Origin of the sequence: Stenotrophomonas sp. WHRI 8082 (assembly GCF_040223995.2) — a bacterium.
Classification (GTDB): Bacteria; Pseudomonadota; Gammaproteobacteria; order Xanthomonadales; family Xanthomonadaceae; genus Stenotrophomonas.
In genome coordinates this window covers 1,872,405-1,889,393 of record NZ_CP167826.1, presented here as the reverse complement: position 1 = coordinate 1,889,393, position 16,989 = coordinate 1,872,405, and the positions used below count along the sequence as shown (strand labels likewise).

13 protein-coding genes are annotated in these 16,989 nt (G+C 67.8%); 5 read left to right on the top strand and 8 right to left on the bottom strand.

Going from position 1 to position 16,989, the window contains the following annotated elements; translation table 11 throughout:
* Positions 1-9 precede the first annotated feature (9 nt).
* Together ABRP17_RS08330 and ABRP17_RS08325 are read left to right on the top strand one after the other, a co-directional pair.
* Positions 10-372, top strand: a complete 363-nt coding sequence (locus ABRP17_RS08330; RefSeq protein WP_188325528.1) for a hypothetical protein — start codon at positions 10-12, stop codon at positions 370-372.
* A 52-nt stretch (positions 373-424) separates the two neighbouring features.
* Positions 425-967, top strand: a complete 543-nt coding sequence (locus tag ABRP17_RS08325) for a glutathione peroxidase (protein ID WP_349986286.1) — start codon at positions 425-427, stop codon at positions 965-967.
* Between the two features lie 93 nt (positions 968-1,060).
* Here ABRP17_RS08325 and ABRP17_RS08320 read toward each other — a convergent pair whose 3' ends face one another.
* From ABRP17_RS08320 to ABRP17_RS08295, 6 genes are all read right to left on the bottom strand, one after another.
* The gene (locus ABRP17_RS08320) at positions 1,061-2,068 is read right to left on the bottom strand and encodes a VacJ family lipoprotein (RefSeq protein ID WP_349986288.1); all 1,008 of its coding nucleotides are present in this window, start codon (positions 2,066-2,068) and stop codon (positions 1,061-1,063) included.
* 1 nt (position 2,069) lies between these two features.
* Entirely contained in the window at positions 2,070-2,399 is a 330-nt protein-coding gene (locus ABRP17_RS08315; protein ID WP_188325525.1) for a lipid asymmetry maintenance protein MlaB, read from the bottom strand.
* Entirely contained in the window at positions 2,389-3,051 is a 663-nt protein-coding gene (locus ABRP17_RS08310; protein ID WP_349986290.1) for an ABC transporter substrate-binding protein, read from the bottom strand. Before ABRP17_RS08310 ends, ABRP17_RS08315 begins: the two co-directional genes overlap by 11 nt.
* Positions 3,048-3,581, bottom strand: coding sequence for an outer membrane lipid asymmetry maintenance protein MlaD (gene mlaD, locus ABRP17_RS08305; RefSeq protein ID WP_188325523.1), 534 nt, complete (start codon positions 3,579-3,581; stop codon positions 3,048-3,050). The genes ABRP17_RS08310 and mlaD overlap by 4 nt, the downstream gene beginning before the upstream one ends.
* A gap of 98 nt (positions 3,582-3,679) precedes the next feature.
* Positions 3,680-4,429 carry an MlaE family lipid ABC transporter permease subunit gene (locus tag ABRP17_RS08300; RefSeq protein ID WP_188325522.1) on the bottom strand — a complete coding sequence of 250 codons (750 nt, stop codon included), beginning with the start codon at positions 4,427-4,429 and terminating at the stop codon, positions 3,680-3,682.
* On the bottom strand, positions 4,429-5,217 hold the full coding sequence (locus ABRP17_RS08295; RefSeq protein ID WP_188325521.1) for an ABC transporter ATP-binding protein: 789 nt from the start codon (positions 5,215-5,217) through the stop codon (positions 4,429-4,431). Before ABRP17_RS08295 ends, ABRP17_RS08300 begins: the two co-directional genes overlap by 1 nt.
* Positions 5,218-5,455: 238 nt before the next feature.
* Here ABRP17_RS08295 and recC point away from each other — a divergent pair, with 238 nt between their 5' ends.
* Genes recC through recD form a run of 3 tightly spaced genes read left to right on the top strand, consistent with a single transcriptional unit; the run spans position 5,456 to position 14,294 of the window.
* Positions 5,456-8,803 carry an exodeoxyribonuclease V subunit gamma gene (gene recC, locus ABRP17_RS08290; protein ID WP_349986291.1) on the top strand — a complete coding sequence of 1,116 codons (3,348 nt, stop codon included), beginning with the start codon at positions 5,456-5,458 and terminating at the stop codon, positions 8,801-8,803.
* Positions 8,800-12,450 (top strand): exodeoxyribonuclease V subunit beta, encoded by a 3,651-nt coding sequence (locus ABRP17_RS08285; protein WP_349986292.1) that lies wholly within the window; start codon positions 8,800-8,802, stop codon positions 12,448-12,450. The genes recC and ABRP17_RS08285 overlap by 4 nt, the downstream gene beginning before the upstream one ends.
* A complete protein-coding gene (recD, locus tag ABRP17_RS08280) occupies positions 12,447-14,294 on the top strand; it encodes an exodeoxyribonuclease V subunit alpha (RefSeq protein WP_349986294.1) in 1,848 nt (615 codons plus the stop codon). The genes ABRP17_RS08285 and recD overlap by 4 nt, the downstream gene beginning before the upstream one ends.
* Before the next feature lie 151 nt (positions 14,295-14,445).
* On the opposite strand, the gene ABRP17_RS08275 is transcribed toward recD, so the two are convergent.
* Entirely contained in the window at positions 14,446-14,844 is a 399-nt protein-coding gene (locus ABRP17_RS08275; protein WP_349986295.1) for a hypothetical protein, read from the bottom strand.
* A gap of 98 nt (positions 14,845-14,942) precedes the next feature.
* Positions 14,943-16,985, bottom strand: coding sequence for an FUSC family protein (locus tag ABRP17_RS08270; protein ID WP_349986296.1), 2,043 nt, complete (start codon positions 16,983-16,985; stop codon positions 14,943-14,945).
* Positions 16,986-16,989: the final 4 nt, after the last annotated feature.

The window sequence follows — 16,989 nt, the reverse complement described above, 5'->3', positions numbered from 1 at the left end:
ATGCTACCGATGCGCTTGCCTCTGCTGACCAGCCTGCTGTTGACCCTCACCCTTGCCGGCTGCGCCTTCGGCGGCAGCCGCGCACCGTTGGATACGGCAGCGTCCATGCCGGAAGTAGATGCCTGCACCGCGAAGGGCGGCGAGCTGCGTCCCCTGGGGCGCCTGCAGCGGGTGCAGTGCGTGGTGCCCAATGCCGATGCCGGCAAGACCTGCACCACCAAGTCCGACTGCAGTGGCCAGTGCCTGGCGATCGGTGAAGTCGTTGCCGGCGCACCGGCATCCGGTGTCTGCCAGCGCGACGCCAGCGAGAACTTCGGCTGCCGCCAGCGCATCGACGGTGGCGTGGCCCAAGGCACGATCTGCGTCGACTGAGCGCGCGCTGCATTCCCGATTTTTCCTTTCCCGTTCCAGACAGGATCCCGTCATGACCGCACCCATCCAACAGATCTCCATCAACACCATCGAAGGCCAGCCCGCATCGCTGGCGGACTATCAGGGCAAGGTCCTGCTGGTGGTCAATGTCGCCTCCAAGTGCGGCCTTACCCCGCAGTACGAAGGCCTGCAGACGCTGTATCTGGAAAAGCAGGCAAAGGGGCTGGAGGTGCTGGGTTTCCCGGCCAACAACTTCCTCGGCCAAGAGCCTGACAGCGAAGCGGACATCCAGCAGTTCTGCAAGCTCACCTACGATGTCAGCTTCCCGATGTTCGCCAAGATCAGCGTCGCCGGTGACGACGTGCATCCGTTGTACCAGCAGCTGATCGCCGCCCAGCCGAAGACCATCGGCGAAGGACCGATGCGCGAGCGCCTGGCCGCGAAGGACCTCGCCCAGCCGGCACCGGGCATCCTGTGGAACTTCGAGAAGTTCCTGATCGGCCGCGACGGCAAGGTCATCGCCCGCTTCGCCCCGGACGTAGCGGCCGACGACGCGCGCCTCCGCGACGCCGTGGACACCGCACTCGCCGCCTGACCGATCCCGCCAACCATGGGTCGGCGCTGCCACCGCGGCGAGCATGAAAAAACCCCGCCGAAGCGGGGTTTTTTTTTCATCCAGCAGCGGTGATCAGTTGCCCCACTGGGGCATCGGCATCGCATCCACCGGGATGGCCGAATCCAGATCGTCCTTGCCACGTGCATGCTTGCCGCGCAGGTCATTCTCGATCTGATACGTACGGCGCTGCAGCCAGGCATCGCGCACCAGGGCGTATTCGTCCACGGCGCTGGAGCGGATGTCATCGGCCGCCAGCAGCTGCGAACGGGCGTCCACCAGCTGCAGGCCCTGCAGGCCGATGCGCACCTTGTCTTCTTCGATCTGGCGGATCGGCGAGAGCGGGATGTCACCGGCCAGGCCGAACACATCACGCACCGTACGCGGTCCGAAGAACGGCAGCTCGACGTAGCGCGACGGGCGCCAGCCCCACGCGCCGAGCGTCTGGCCGAAATCTTCCTTGCGGTTGGCGATCATCGCCTTGCTGGCCGGATCGAACAGACCGCCGACACCCAGCGTGCTGTTCATCAGGAAGCGGCCCAAGGTGTCCCATGCATCATCCGGGCGACCCTGCAGGACCTGGTTGACGATGGTCACCGGCGAACGGATGTTGCTGAAGAAGTTGCTGACGCCGGTGCGTGCGAAGCGCGGCACGACGTTGGTGTACGCCGTTGCCAGCGGACGCGCCACGGCGTTGTCCACCACCACGTTGAAACGATGCACGCGGCGGTTGAAGGGTTCCCACGGATCGTAGACCGCAGACGAGCCGCCGCTGACACCATCGCTGCCATACAGGGCGGTGAAATCGTCTTCGGCCGGCTCCGGGACGCCATCACCGTCGGCATCCACGGGAGCCGACGCAGGCGGTGCAGCAGCCACTGCCGACGCCGCAGAGGCATCAACGGCCGGGCCCGTGGCGACGGCGGCGGTATCGACATCCGTCGACGCCGACGTATCGCTGACCGGCGCATCGGCGGGCACTACGGTATCCGCAACGGGTGCGGCATCACGGGCGGGCTTGGCGGCGCAGGCACTGAGCGCGGCGGCCAACACGAAGAGGGGGAGAATGCGTACGACGTTCATGTCAGCTCGCGGCAGTAGGGGCAGTGAAATCAAGGTCTGCAGACAGCCGGTAGGCGGCCTCCAGTTCGGTCAGGCCCGCGGGTGTGCCCTGGATGGCCAACACGCGACCCTCGGTGCGTACCCGGGCAGCCAGTTCGGCCAGCAGTGCAACGCCGGCACTGTCCACGCGCGGCACATCGGTCAGGTCGAGCGCTTGTGCGCCCTTGACCATGCCCTGCAGCTGCGGCCACAGCGCGATCACCGCGCTGCGGTCCAGTGCGCCGGTCACCCGCAGCGTGCCCTGGTCCAGGCGGACCTGGGCCTGCTGCGTGGGGGCAGGATTACTTGCCATTGCTGCCCGGTGCCGCCTGCATGGCGCCGCTGCGCAGATCAGTGGCCACCTGCTTGATGCCCTTCTGGCGCAGCGGGGCATCGAACTGGTTGCGGAAGGTCTGCACGTAGGAGATGCCTTCGATGTTGACGTCGAAGATCTTCCACTGGCCGCCGCTGTTGCGCATCAGGTATTCCACCGGGGTCGGCTGGTCGCCCGAGCGCACCAGTTCGGTGGCCACGCGCACGCCGCGATCGCCCGGCAGCGGGGTCTCACCCTTCAGGCGGAAGGTCGGCTTGCCCTGGATGTTCAGCAGCGCAGAACCGTAGCGCTGCATCAGGTTGTCGGCCATGGCATCGGCGAACAGCTTGATGTCGGCGTCGGAGGCACCGCGCGAATGCGCGCCCAGCACCAGCCGTGCGGCGTAGTCACGGTCAAAGGTGCGGTTGAGCTCGCTGTTGATGAAGTTGCGCAGGGCGGCCGGGTCCTTGCTGAACTCGGCCTTGCGCTGCTGCAGCGTGGTCATGATGCGCGTGCTGGCATCGATGACGGTTTTGCCGGCCTGGCCCTGGGCAGCCGGCGCCGCGGCGGGAGCCGTCTGGGCAGACGCCAGCAGCGGGGCGGCGGCGAACAGGCTGGAGGCCAGCAGGAGCGGAAGAAGTTTGATTTTCATGGTTGCGGTTCCGTTGCGGGCGCGGCAGCGCCGTCATGGGATTCAGTGGACTGGGCTGCGTCGCCACCGGCGCCGCCACCCCCGAACATGTACTTGCCGACCAGCTGGATCAGGTCTACAGCGGGCTGGGTGAACACGATTTCATCGCCGGCCTTCAGCACGTCCGGATCACCGCCCGGCTGCAGACCGATATAACTCTCGCCGAGCAGTCCGCTGGTGAAGATGCCGGCGGAGGTATCGGCCGGCAGGTCCTTGAACTTGCCGTCCATCTTGATGGTGACGATGGAGTCGAACTTCACCGGGTCCAGGTCGATGGCGGCGACCTGACCGACGTTGACCCCGCCGATCTTCACCGGCGCCTGCTTGCGCAGCTGGCCGATCTGCGAGAAACGGGCCTTGAGCTCATAGCCGCCACCGCCGAGCCCCCAGCGCTGGTTGGTTGAAGCGACGGCCAGCACCATCAGCGAAGCCAATGCCAGCAACAGGAAGGCGCCGACGGAAAATTCCAGTCTGGGACCGCGGATGGCCATGTTCGTTTCACCATTTTTGACAGGTGCCCCGGCCGATGCCGAAGCGGGAGTTTCAGATCATCCCCGCGCTGCAAAGCGCAGGAACCAGGAATCCATCGTTACTGGAACAGCATCGCCGACAGCACGAAGTTGAACATGAGCACCAGCAGCGACGCGTTCACCACCGCGCGCGTGGTGGCCACCGAGGTGCCTTCGATGGTCGGTTCCGCATGGAAGCCGACGTACGAGGCGACCAGGGCGGCGGTGCCACCGAAGATGGCGGACTTCAGCATTGCCACGCCGAAGTCGTTCCAGAAGTCCACGCTGTTGCGCAGCGCCGACCAGAACACACCGTTATCCAGCCCAAGCAGGTGGACCGCTTCGAAGTAACTGGCTGAAATGGCCAGCGAGCAGAACACCCCGGTCAGCAGAGGCACTGTCAGCACCGCCGCCCAGAAGCGCGGTGCTACGGCCTTGGCGATCGGATCGATGGCCATCAGTTCCAGCGCCTTGATCTGGTCGGTGGCCCGCATCAGGCCCAGTTCGGCAGCGATCGAGCTGCCGGCGCGGCCGATGAACAGCAGCGCGGTCAGCACCGGAGCCAGCTCACGGTACAGCGACAGGCCCAAGAGCGTGGACAGCGCATCGGCGGCGCCGAAGGTGGTCAACGTGCGATAGCCCTGCAGGGTCAGCACAAGACCAACGAATGCACCACCAACGGCGATGATCGGCAGCGAACGCGCACCGATCTTGTAGATTTCACGGGTCAGCTCGGCCAGGAAGTCCGCCGTCGGAAGCGATCCGCGCAGCACGGTGAGCGAAAACAGGCCGGCGCGTCCCAGCGCGCGGGTTCCGGCAACAAAGGGCATCAGGCAGTCCTCGTGCGGGGCGCGGCGTCAAAGGGGATCGGCCCATCCGGACGACCATGCAGGAATTGCTGCAGCAGCGGATCCTGGCTGGACTCCAGCGCGGCCGGGCTGCCCTGGAACACCACGCCCCCGTTGGCGATGGCGATCACCTGGTCGCAGATCGGCAGGGTCTCGTGCACGTGGTGGCTGACGATGATGCTGGTCAGCCCCAGGCTGTGGTTGAGGCGCTGGATCAGGCTCATGATCACCCCGGAGGCAATCGGGTCCAGCCCGGTCAGCGGCTCGTCGTAGATCATCAGCGGCGGGTCCAAGGCCAGCGCACGCGCAAGGGCCACCCGTCGCGCCATGCCACCTGACAGCTCGCGCGGCCAGGTGTCTCCGGCAGCCAGCAGGCCCACCGCGTGCAGCTTCATCTGCACCAGGCGTTCGCGCACCGGCACCGGCAGCTTGGTATGGGTGCGCAGGGGCAGCGCCACGTTCTCGGCAACGCTGAGATCGGTCAGCAACCCATTGCCCTGCAGCAGCACGCCGACACTTTTGCGCATCTCCAACAGGTCGCGGTTGCCGGTAGGGATCGGCTTGCCGAACAGGGTGACTTCACCCTGCACCGGACGCAGTTCGCCGGTGAGTGCAGCCAGAAGCGTGGACTTGCCACTGCCGGACGGCCCCAGCACGGCGGTGATGCTGCCCCGTGGCACCTGCAGCGAAACGTCGCGCAGGATCGTCCGACCGCCGCGATCAATGCGGACGTTGGACAACTGCACCAAGGGGGTGGCTGAAGCCTGCATGGGCACCGTTAACGATTTTCCAACGTTGAAGAATCAGCAGCTGCGCCTGAACATAAGCGTACTGGACCGTCCAGTATTGTCGCACGCGCTGCCGGAGCTGGGGCGGCAGTAGGGTGGGACAGTCGGGAAGGGCACCGGAACAATCGGTTGCCTGCCTTGCACGGTGGCGAACGCGTCAGCCGCGCGCTACACACCCCCCGGCATTCATTTATCGCCGCGCTGCGGCACACTGTCTGCGATGAGCGACCCTGCCGGCGATTTCCGCCTCTACCATTCCAATTCCCTCGATGTGCTCGCCGCGCTCCTGGCCCGGCACGTCCGCGCGCCGATGCCCGGCCAGCCCCTGCTGGCACCGGAAGTGGTGCTGATTCCGCAGGTGGCGATGCGGCGCTGGCTGCAATCCACGTTGGCCGCCGAATATGGCGTGGCAGCCAACCTGGAGTTCCTCACCCCCGGCGAATTCGTCGCGCGTGCGCTGAATGCCAATGTGCCCGGTGAGACCGACGATCTGGACGCAGCCGCCTTGCGCTGGCGTTTGTACGCCGCGCTGGGCGATGCAGGCCTGATCGCCCGGCCACCGATGCGCGCGCTGCAGGCGTACCTGTCCGGCGGCGATCCACTGAAACCGTGGGCGCTGGCCGGCGAGCTGGCCAGCGTGTTCGAGAAATACCAGGCATGGCGCCGTGACTGGCTGCTGCGCTGGGAGGCCGGCGCCGATCCGCAGGATCCGCAGGCGATCCTGTGGCGGGCCATCGCCGAGGGGCGAGGCTACCGCGCGCGCCGCATCCAGGCCTACCTGGATCAGTTCGAAGGCGCCGGAAAACCGTTGCCACAGGGCCTTCCGCCGCGCCTTTCGGCGTTTGCCACCCTGAACATCTCCCCTGATGTGCTGCGGGTGATGGCCACCCAGGCACGCGTCGGCGAACTGCACTTCTACCTGCCTACGCCGGTGCAGGCCTATTGGGGAGACCTGCAGACGCTGGCGGAAAAGCTGCGCAGCGGGGCACCGGATCCGTTCGGCGAATCCGCAGGTGAGAACCGTCTGCTGGAAGCCTGGGGTGCAGCCGGGCGCGACTTCATGGCGGTACTCGGCAGCTACGAAGTCGTGCACCCCGCCGGCGAGATCGCCGCGTATGTCGATCCCGAAGAGGATGCCGGCCCCACCCTGGACGACGGTGGATTGTCCGACAGCCTGCTGCACCGCCTGCAGCGCGACCTGTTCCATCGCCGCGGACTGCCCTCTGGTGCCCTCCGCCCCACGCTGCGGCTGGATGACCCCAGCCTGCAGGTGCATGCCTGCCACACCCGCCTGCGCGAACTGCAGGTGCTGCATGACCAGCTGCGCGGGCTGCTGCAGGATCCGCGATTCGATCCGCCCCTGCAGGCGCGCGACATCGCGGTGCTGGCGCCGGACATCGATCCCTACGTGCCCTATCTGGAAGCGGTGTTCGGCGGCCGCAGCGGCGGTGATGACCACATTCCCTATGCGCTGGCCGACACCAGTCCACTGGCCGGTGAACCGCTGGCTGATGTGTTCGTGCACCTGCTCGGCCTGCCCGTTGCGCGCTTCGGCTTGAACGAAGTGCTGGACCTGCTGGCCAGTGCGCCGTTGGCGGAAGCGGCCGGTCTGGACGCGGCAGCCTTTGATCGATTGCACGATTGGCTGCAGCTGGCCGGCGTGCGCTGGGGCCTGAACGCCGATCACCGGCGCCAGCACCAGGCACCGGCCGACGATGCCTTTACCTGGCAGTTCGCATTGGACCGCCTGTTGTTGGGGCACGCCAGTGGCAGCGAAGGCGACATCGCCGGCGTCGCGCCGTGGCCGGAACTGGAAGGCAGCGCGCTGGATGCGCTGGATCGGCTGATCCGACTGCTGCGCGTGCTGGCGGTGTACCAGCAACGGCTGGGTGAGCGTCTGCCGCCTGACCAGTGGCGACAGCGCCTGTTGGGCCTGCTGGATGCGGTGCTGCCGACGCCGCCTTCCTCGCCCAACAGCCAGCGCGCGCTGGAGCGGTTGCGCCGACTGATCAACCAGTTCGCCGAGGACGCGTCGAAGGCCGGATCTGATGCGGCGGTGCCGGCAGAGGTGATCCGTTCCCACTTCGCCGCGGCGCTGGCCGAGGCCGATACGCGTGCACCGCTGCTCACCGGTGGCATCAGTTTCGGCCGGATGGTGCCGATGCGCCTGCTGCCGTTCCGGGTGATCTGCATCCTGGGCCTGAACGATGGCGACTTCCCGCGCCGGGACCCTGCCGCCGGCCTCAATCAGCTGACCGCAGAGCTGGACTCGCCGCGCCGTCGCCCGGGCGATCGCTCACTGCGCGAAGACGATCGCTTCCTGTTCCTGCAGCTGTTCGCCGCCGCACAGGATGCGTTCTACCTGAGTTACCTGGGCGCTGATCCGCGCGATGGCACCGCACGCGAACCGTCCGTGCTGGTCAGCGAGTTGATCGATGCGGCGATGAAGTACCACGTCGACCCCGTGGACGCCGGCAAAGGCTTCGTGGTGCGGCATGCGCTGCAGCCGTTCTCACCGGCGGCCTTCGGTGGCGGCGATCCACGCCGTTTCAGCTACCGGCGGCAATGGCATCCCGCCGCAGGGAGCGTGGGCGGTGCGCGCGCCGCGTTGCCACCGTGGTGCACGACGGCGCTGCCGGTCCTGGCGGGCGCCACGGACCGCTCCGAAGACACCCTGTCGCTGGACGAACTGCGCCGCTTTCTGATTGATCCGGCAGGCCAGTTCCTGGCGCTGTCACTGGGCCTGCGCCTGCCCGGTGACGTGGAAGAGACCGACGACATCGAACCCCTGGTGCTGGATGACCGCAGCCCCGCCGCCCGCAGCGTGCAACTGGCCGTCGTGCAGGCGACGTTGACCGAGGACGACGCACCGCTGTATCCGCGGCTGCGCGCACGTGCGCTGCTGCCGTCCGGGGCGCTGGGCGAGCGCGGCTTCGATGCCTTGCAGGCACAGACAAGACCCTATGCCGATGCCCTGCGTGCGTGGTTGCGCGCCGAGCCGTTGCAGAGCCGCCGCTACGACGTGCAGATCGATGGTGTGCGCCTGCACGGCCGTGTGCGGGACCGCCATCCGGATGGGCTGGTGCGCTTGCGTACCGGCAGCCTCAACGGACCGGCCGCCATCCGCCACGGCCTGGACTGGTTGCTCGCCAATGCGGCCGGCGACGCGCTGCCGCTGGTGCAGTTCCACGATGACGGGGAAGCGGGCATCGGGCCGCATGTGCAGCCGGCGCTCTCCGTGGCGCAGGCCAGCGACGCGCTGCGTGCGCTGCTCCGGCTGCGCCAGCGCGGCCTGCGCGAACCGCTGCGTTTCGGCCCGTACACCGGCTGGGCCATCCACACCGCCAGCGCGGAGAAGCAGCGCGCTGAAGGCGCCAAGCGCTGGCACGGATCGGACCGCAGCTGGGGCGAGTCACGCAGTGAAGCCCTGCAGCTGACGTTGCGCGGACAGGACCCGTTCGTCGACGACACCCACTATGCCGAGCTGCTGCACATCAGCCGGTTGATATTCACGGCGGTGCGCGAAGGCCGTGCGCTGGCCGATTTCCCGCAGGACGACACGGTATGAGCCACATCGCCACGCCCTTGCACGAAGACCCGTACCTGGCCCTGCCGCTGCAGGGCGTGCAGCTGATCGAGGCCAGCGCGGGTACCGGCAAGACGTTCACCCTGGCGACGCTGTTCACCCGTCTGGTGGTGGAGCAGGGTCTGCGCATCGGCCAGATCCTCGCCGTGACCTTCACCGATGCGGCAACGCAGGAGCTGCGCAAGCGCATCCGCGAGCGTCTGGCCCTGGCGGCGCAGCTGGTGGACAGCGCGCCGCAGGAGGGCGAATCGCCGGATGTGGCGTTGACCCGCTTCGTGCTGCAACGCCATCTGCAGGGCGGCCAGGAACGTGCCAGCGCCCTGCAGCGGCGGTTGCAGGTAGCGGCCGATGAAATCGACCTGGCGTCGATCTTCACCATCCACGGCTTCTGCACCCGCGTACTGCGCGAACATGCGCTGGAAAGCGGGCACACCTTCGACCCGCCCGAACTGCTGGCCAGCGAGCGGAGTCTGCTGGAAGAACTGGCGGCGGACCTGTGGCGCGTGCATGCCAGCGATCCGGCCGCGATCGATCCACTGACATGGCTGTGGAAGAGCCCCGATGCGCTGGCGTCGGATCTTCCCGCGTTGTTGAAGTCGTTGCCCCTGCTGCCTGCGCCGGGCCCGATCGGATCGGATCCGATCGACGCGTTGCAGCAGGCCACCCGCGCGCTGGCGCAGGCCGTGCGCGAGCACGGTGATGCCTTCTTCCAGGCCCTGTGCGATGCCGTGGATGCCAAGTGGTTGAACGGCACCTCGTACAAGCTGACCTGGGTGCAGCCGGTCTGCAGCGCACTGCGCGACTGGGCGCTGCGCGGGGATGAAACCGCGCAGCTGGACAGCGAGCGGCTGCCGGCTTTCCTGCCCGAGGCATTGGCGGCCAAGACGAATTCCAAATTCGCCGGCCGCGCACCGGTGTCGCCGTTGCAGGCGCCGCTGCAGGACTACCTGCATGCGCGCGATGCACGACAGGCGTGGCTGCGCCTGCAGGCCATCAACTTCCTGCACGCCGTACGCGAAGAGGCACGGCAGCGCCTGGCCACTCTGAAACAGGTGCGGCGGGTGCAGACCTACGACGACCTCATCGAGGGGGTCGCCGATGCACTGGACGGGCCGCACCGTCGCACCCTGGTGCGCCACCTGCGTGCGCAGTACCGCATTGCGCTGGTGGACGAGTTCCAGGATACCGATGATCGCCAATGGAGCATTTTCGACAGCGTGTTCGGCGACTCTGCGGAAAACCGCGATGATGACCTGCCACCTGCGCTGTTCCTGATCGGCGATCCGAAGCAGGCGATCTACGGCTTCCGTGGCGGTGATATCCACACTTATCTGAACGCCCGGCGCGAGGCGCAGGTCGCGCCGGCGCTGGACCGCAACTTCCGGTCCCGCCCGGCCGTGCTGCGCGCGCTGCAGACGTTGTACGCCAGCGCCGGCGCTGATGCGTTCCTGGACCCGGCCATCCAGTTCGAGCCGGTAGCGGCCGGTGGCGTACGCCGCGACGACGACTACCTGCGCAACGGAGTCCCTGCCCCCGGGCTCACGCTGCGCGTGCTGCGCAACGAAGGAGGCAAGCCTTTCAACGCGGAGCCGTCGCGCGAGATGGCGTGCCGGGCCTGCGTCGCTGACATCCACCGCGTGTTGCTGGAGGCGCGCAGCGGCCTTGCCGTGTTGCGCGATCGACCCGTGGCGCCCGGCGACATCGCCGTGCTGGTGCGCTCGCACCGCGAAGCCACCTTGGTGCAGACGGGCCTGGCGGCCGTGGGCATCCCCGCCGTGGCGGCGGGCAAGCAGAGTCTGTTCGCCAGCGCCGAGGCGCAGGACCTGCGCGCGCTGCTGATGGCCCTGCTGCAGCCGGCCGATGAAGGGCGCCTGCGTGCGGCGCTGGCCACCGTGCTGCTGGGACAGGATGCGGCCGCCATCGCCAGCATGGAACGCGAGGGCGATGTGCAGCGCGGCTTCCAGTCGCAGCTGCTGCAGTGGCGCGAGCGCTGGACCCGTGGCGGGCCGTTCGCGGTCATCGCCGATGCGTGTGCTGGCCAGGCCGAGCGCTTGCTGGCGCTGATCGACGGCGAGCGACGACTGACCAATTACCTGCAGCTGGGCGAACTCCTGCAGGAAGCGTCCGCGCAGGCGTTGGGCATGCATGGACTGCTGGACTGGCTGCAGGGGCAGATGGCGCACGCCGACCAGAACGATGAGCAGCAGTTGCTGCGACTGGAGTCGGACGCGCGTCGTGTCCAGATCATCACCCTGCACAAGAGCAAGGGTCTGGAATATCCCTTGGTCTACCTGCCCTTCGTCGGCATCGAGGGCGGGGCGCCGAACACGGCCAGCCATTGCACCGTGCACGCTGACGATCGCCGGGAACTGCACTGGAAGCTGGATAAGGACGCGGCGTGGGACAACGCAACGGCACTGCGTGACCAGGAGCAGCGAGCCGAAGATGCGCGACTGCTGTATGTCGGCCTGACCCGTGCAGAGCACGCCCTGTGGATTGCCGTGGGCGACCTGGCCGGCCTGTCGAAGACCCGCCTGGCGCCCATGCTGGCCGACGCGGCGGCGTTGGCGGCAGACCCGGATATCGTGGTCGATGACAGCGGCCCGCCGTTGCGCCCGCCGCAGCTTGCGCTGGAAAGCGAAGGGGCGTTGCCACCGGTTCGCCGCATCGACCGTCGCGTGCCGCATGACTGGTGGGTCTACAGCTTCACCCAGCTGGCCAACGCCGATGCAGGCCACGATGTGGACGCGGCAGCAACCGAAGTACCCGCACCGGCCGCCGACGAACCGGCGGGTCCGGAACTGCCGCTGGAGCCGGCGCTGCCTGCCGGTGCAGAGCCCGACGCGGTGCCGGTGGATCCCCGCTTCATGGGCAGCCGCTTCGGCAACGTGCTGCACGATGCGCTGGAGAACACCGACTTTGCGGCGTGGGGCCTCTGGCAGCCTGGCGAACCTGCACCGGAAGGACAGGACGCGGTGCTGCGTAAGGCGCTGCGCGAAGAGGGCTACGCCGATACGGACCTGGACGAGGGCATCGCCGTGCTGACCCCGCTGGTCGGCCACACGCTCACCGTGGAATTGCCGGAAGGCGGTGCCCTGTACAGCCTGCCATCCGAGGAGCGCCGCGCCGAAATCGAGTTCCACTTCGCCATGCAGCCGACAGCCGTGCCCGCCCTGCTGCAGGTGCTGCATCGCTTCGGCATCGTGCCGGCCCGCCGCGGCTTCGGCCTGCGTCGCCAGCTGGAAGGGTTGATGACCGGCAAGATCGATCTGACCTACGTCCGCGACGGCCGCTGGTACGTGCTCGACTACAAATCGAACCGCCTTCCCGGCTACGCACCGGCGTTGCTGCAGGTGGCCATGCAGCACAGCGAATACGATCTGCAGGCGCTGATCTATACCGTTGCGCTGCATCGCTGGCTGCGTTTCCGGCTGGGCAACCAGTATGACTACGCGCGCGACATGGGCGGTATCCGCTACCTGTTCTGTCGCGGCCTGGAGGTGCCGGGCCACGGTGTACACGCGGCGCGCTTCGACGTGGCACTGGTCGATGCGCTGGATGCGCTGTTTGCCGGGGGCGAAACCGCCCAGGCCGCGCTGGTGTCCCGCGTGCTGGGAGGCGTCGCATGAACCTGCTGACCGCATTGAAGCAGAGTGGCCAGCTGCGCACCTTGGACCATGCCCTGGCGCTCAGCCTGGGGCGTCTGCGTGCGGATACTCCGCAGGCGGTGCTGGTGGCCGCTGCGCTGGCCTCACTGGCGGTATCGCAGGGCCACGCCGGTTTCGATCCGGCGCAGCCACAGCGGTTGGTGGAAGGCGATTTCACCTGGCCCCTGGCGGCGGACTGGGCGGACCAGCTGCGCGCCTCGCCTTGGGTGGCCACGCCGGCCACGGCGGATGCGGTCAGTGATGACGCACCGCTGGTGCTGGAAAACGGGTTGCTGTATCTGCGCCGCTACCGCGAATACGAACGCACGCTGGCCGAGGGGCTGCAACGGATAGGGCGTTTCTCACTGCCTGACGCACGCGTGGAACCGCTCGCGCCGTTGTTCGCGCAGTTGTTTCCACACGCTGCAGAACGCGCGGACCAGCAGGCACGCGCGGCGGCGGTGACGCTGCGTCACCCCCTCGCTCTGGTGACCGGTGGCCCAGGCACGGGCAAGACCACCACCATCGCCCGCCTGCTGTTGCTGCTGATCGCGCAGGCGGCCCAGGCAGGCCGCGCCGTCCCCCGGATGGCATTGGCGGCCCCGACCGGGCGCGCCGCCGAGCGCATGGCGGAAAGCCTGCGGCTGGCGATGCAGCGGTTGCAGGGCGAGGGCATCGAGGCTGTGCTGTGCGAGGGCCTGCCCAGCAGTGGAACCACGCTGCACCGCCTGCTGGGGGTGATTCCGGATTCGCCGCGGTTCCGCCACCATGCGGACAATCCCCTGCCATTCGATGTGGTGGTGGTGGACGAGGCCTCCATGATCGACCTGCCGCTGATGGCCAAGCTGGTGGAGGCGATCAGCGAGGGCACGCGGCTGATCCTGCTGGGTGACCCGGACCAGCTTCCGTCGGTGGAGGCTGGCGATGTGCTCAGCGCCATCCTGCGTGCCAGCGGCGACGGGCAGGGCACGCGTGCCGATGACGCACGCGCGCTGAAGCCGCTGCTGGCACCGGCATCGTTGCTGCCCGAGGCGCCACCCAGCGCCTTCGCCGGCCGCCGGGTGCAGCTGCAGCGGGGCTACCGGCAGACAGCCACCCTGGACCTTGCGCCGTTGGCTACCGCGGTGCGTCGCGGTGACAGCGACGGCGCGCTGCGCTTGTTGCGGGATCAGTCACTGGCAGGCGTCGGCTTCCACGAAGATGTGCTGGACCCGTTGTCGGTGCAGCGCGAGCATCTGCTCGGGCACTGGCAGGCCTTGGGCGAGACGGCAGATCCCGCGCAGGCACTGGCGCAGGCGAGCCGCCTGCGCGTGCTGACGGCACTGCGCGAGGGCCCGCAGGGCGCGCGCGGCCTGAACCATCGCATTGAAACGCTGCTGGCCGGTGCCAATGCAGGCTACTTCCACGGCAGATTGCTGCTGGTGACTGAAAACAGCTACCGCCATCGTCTGTTCAACGGTGATATCGGCATCTGCCTGCGCGACGCAACGGGCGCGATCGTGGCCTGGTTTGCAGGCGATGACCTGGCCCAGCCGCGTGCATTCCACCCGGCCGCATTGCCTGCCCATGAAAGTGCGTTCGCAATGACCGTGCACAAGGCGCAGGGCTCGGAATTCGACGAAGTGTGGCTGCAGCTTCCGCGGCACGATGCACGCGTACTGTCGCGGGAACTGGTCTACACCGGGCTGACGCGCGCGCGGCAGCGGTTGCACCTGGCCGGTCCGGCCGATGTGCTGGAAAAAGCCCTGCACCGCCACGCCAGCCGGATGTCCGGGCTGGCGTGGCGCCTGGGCGCCGAACCGGTGCAGGCCTCGCTGTTCGGCTGATGCCGGACAGCAGCGTCGGTCCAACCCACCCTGGTAGAGCCACCGCCCTGGTAGAGCCGACTTCAGTCGGCTGACGTCCTCCGCAGCCGACTGAAGTCGGCTCTACCAAAGCAGTCAAACCAAAGCGGTCAAACCACGGTGCTCCACCCGCTTACTCCAGCACCAGCACCGTGCCGTCCGGGTACACGATCGCCGCTTCATCACTGCTCGCATCGAAGAAGCCCAGGCCGTGCTGGTGTGCCAGCACCTGGAACATTTCATGCGCGCGCTCGGCGACGGCGTCGTCGAAGGAGCCATAGATCACGTTCGCGGCGATGCTGTAATCGGTGACTTCATCGCGGTCGTCCTCATCGTCGGACAGCGGGCCGCTCATCGGCGGGAAATGCTCGGCCATTTCGGCAAACCAGGCCTGCAGTGCCGGGGTGGTGACCTTCGGATCATCGTGGTCATGATCTTCGTTCCAGTCGGTCTGCTTCTCGTACCAAGCGATGAAGGCAGCCGCTTCGCGCGGTGCCACGGCGGGGTCGAACACCATCATGTCGTAGCTCATCGGATCTTCCTGTTGACGTTGCGCAGCAAGCGCGGACGCGCAGGGTAGCGCGACCGTGCTTGCGGGGGGATGACTACCGTCGGAAAAGGACCGGCGGGTTACGAAGCAGGAAGCGCGGCGCTGCCTTCGCGCGCCGGCAGGTCTGCGGGGAACAGCGCGAAGCGCAGGCCGACCAGCCCCATCAGGGCTTCATCGCGGGCCTTGCCGGCCGCCACGCTGCCCACCCGCGCCAGCGAGGCGTCCAGCCGCTCGCGCAGCGCAGCCTCGCCCGGTACCGGCCGACGGGCGGCAACCTGGCGGCGGTAGTGCGTCGCGATGTCGGCCAGGATGTGCTCCACCGCCTCCCGGCTGCGCTCGGGCAGGTCCAGCCGGGCGCGCCGCAGCTGCAGGATGTTCAGCCCCACGCGGGCCTCGGTCAGCATGTCCACCGAGGCGATGTCGCTGCCCTCCGGCGTGGCGGCCAGCCGGGGTGCCAGCAAGCCCAGCAGGTCCAGCATGCGCGCAGCGAAGCGTTCGCGGTCCTGCTGGCCACGTCCTTCGGCGGCTTCGGCCAGCGTGCCCCAGCCCTGGCGTACCAAGCGCCGCGCGCTCCACTCGGCGCCCACCGAGCGGAACAACCGGGTCATCACCACCGCGAACCCGATGCCGATGAACATGGCCACGGCCGAGTTCACGAAGCCCTGGATGTTGCCGCTGTACGTGTTCTGCACGCTGAGCAGGGCCACCAGGTTCACCGTCAACGGCAGGGCGAACAGCATCGTCTTCGGGTTGTGCAGCAGCAGGCCCAGCGGCAGGAACACCACGGCCAGCAGCAGCACCAGCAGGCCGAAATCGTGAACCGCCGGAAAGATGCCGAACTGGTAGATGCCGGCCACGATGCTCGCCACGACCGCCCATATCAGAAAAGACATCATGCTCGGTGCGGGATCGTCCTGTGCGGCGAAGAACGCCGCGGCCACGGCGGCCATCATCGCGCCATTGCCACCGCCTTCCCAACCGAGCCCGATCCACAGCATGCAGTAGCTCATCAGCGCGATACCGGCACTGAGCGCGGAAAACAGCGCCATGCCGTAATCCACGTGGCGGGCGTCGGTCACCGCGCGCGCGCGGATGCGGTAACGCGGCGTTTCGCGCGGCGCCGTGCCGTGCTCGATGGCCTGGTGCAGCATGCGGCAGTCCTGCCACAGGTCCACCAGCTCCTCCAGGCGCAGCAACAGGGTGGCCAGCTGCAGGCGCTGCACGTCAGCGTCCACCTGCGGTTTCAATGCGCTGATGCGTGCCCGCAGCGACGTGTACAGGCCAGCGGCAGCGGTGGCTTCGTCAGCCACCAGCCATTCGCGGGTGTCGTCCACCACGGACTGCAGATCCTCAGGCAGCGCCTTGTCGTGACCACGCAGCGCGTCCAGCCGATCTGCAATCGAAGACAGCACGGGCAGCAACAGCAGCATGCGTTCGCGCAGGCGGGCCATCGACACGGCCGCGCCGGCATGGCGTGGATCATCGCGGCGCAGGAACTCGATCAGCGCCTCGAACTGCACCAGGTCAGCGGCAAGCCGGTTGCGTGGTGCGTGCGCGCGGCCACCTTCCAGGATCTGCTGACACCATTGCGCCGCGTCGTCCATCCAGCGACTGATGCGGCCACTCAGCATCGGCCGCACCGAGGCCGGGAACACCAGTGCAGCGAACAACAGCGCCACGACCGTGCCGAGGATGATCTCTTCGCTGCGCGCCACCACGGTGTCGAAGATCATCTCCGGCGAGGTGACCGCAGGAAAGCCGATGAAGGCGGTGGTGTAGCCGGCCAGCAGGAAGGCGTAGCCCCGCGGGCCGCGGTTCAACAGCGCCAGGAACAGGCAGCCGGCCAGCCACAGCGACATCGCCGCACTGAGCAGCAGCGGGGTTTCCACCAGATGGGGCAGCATGATCAGCGTGGCCACGCCGGCCAGCAGCGTACCCAGTATCCGGTACAAGCCTTTGGCCCGCGTGGGCCCCAGCAGCGGCTGGCTGACGATGTACACCGTGGCCATCGCCCAGTACGGCCGCGAAAGGTTGCCAGCCAGCCCGATGTACAGCGCCGTGATCGACGCCAGGAAGGTCTTGATCGAGAACAGCCAGCCTTGGCGGTCCAGCAGCACGGACATCGCG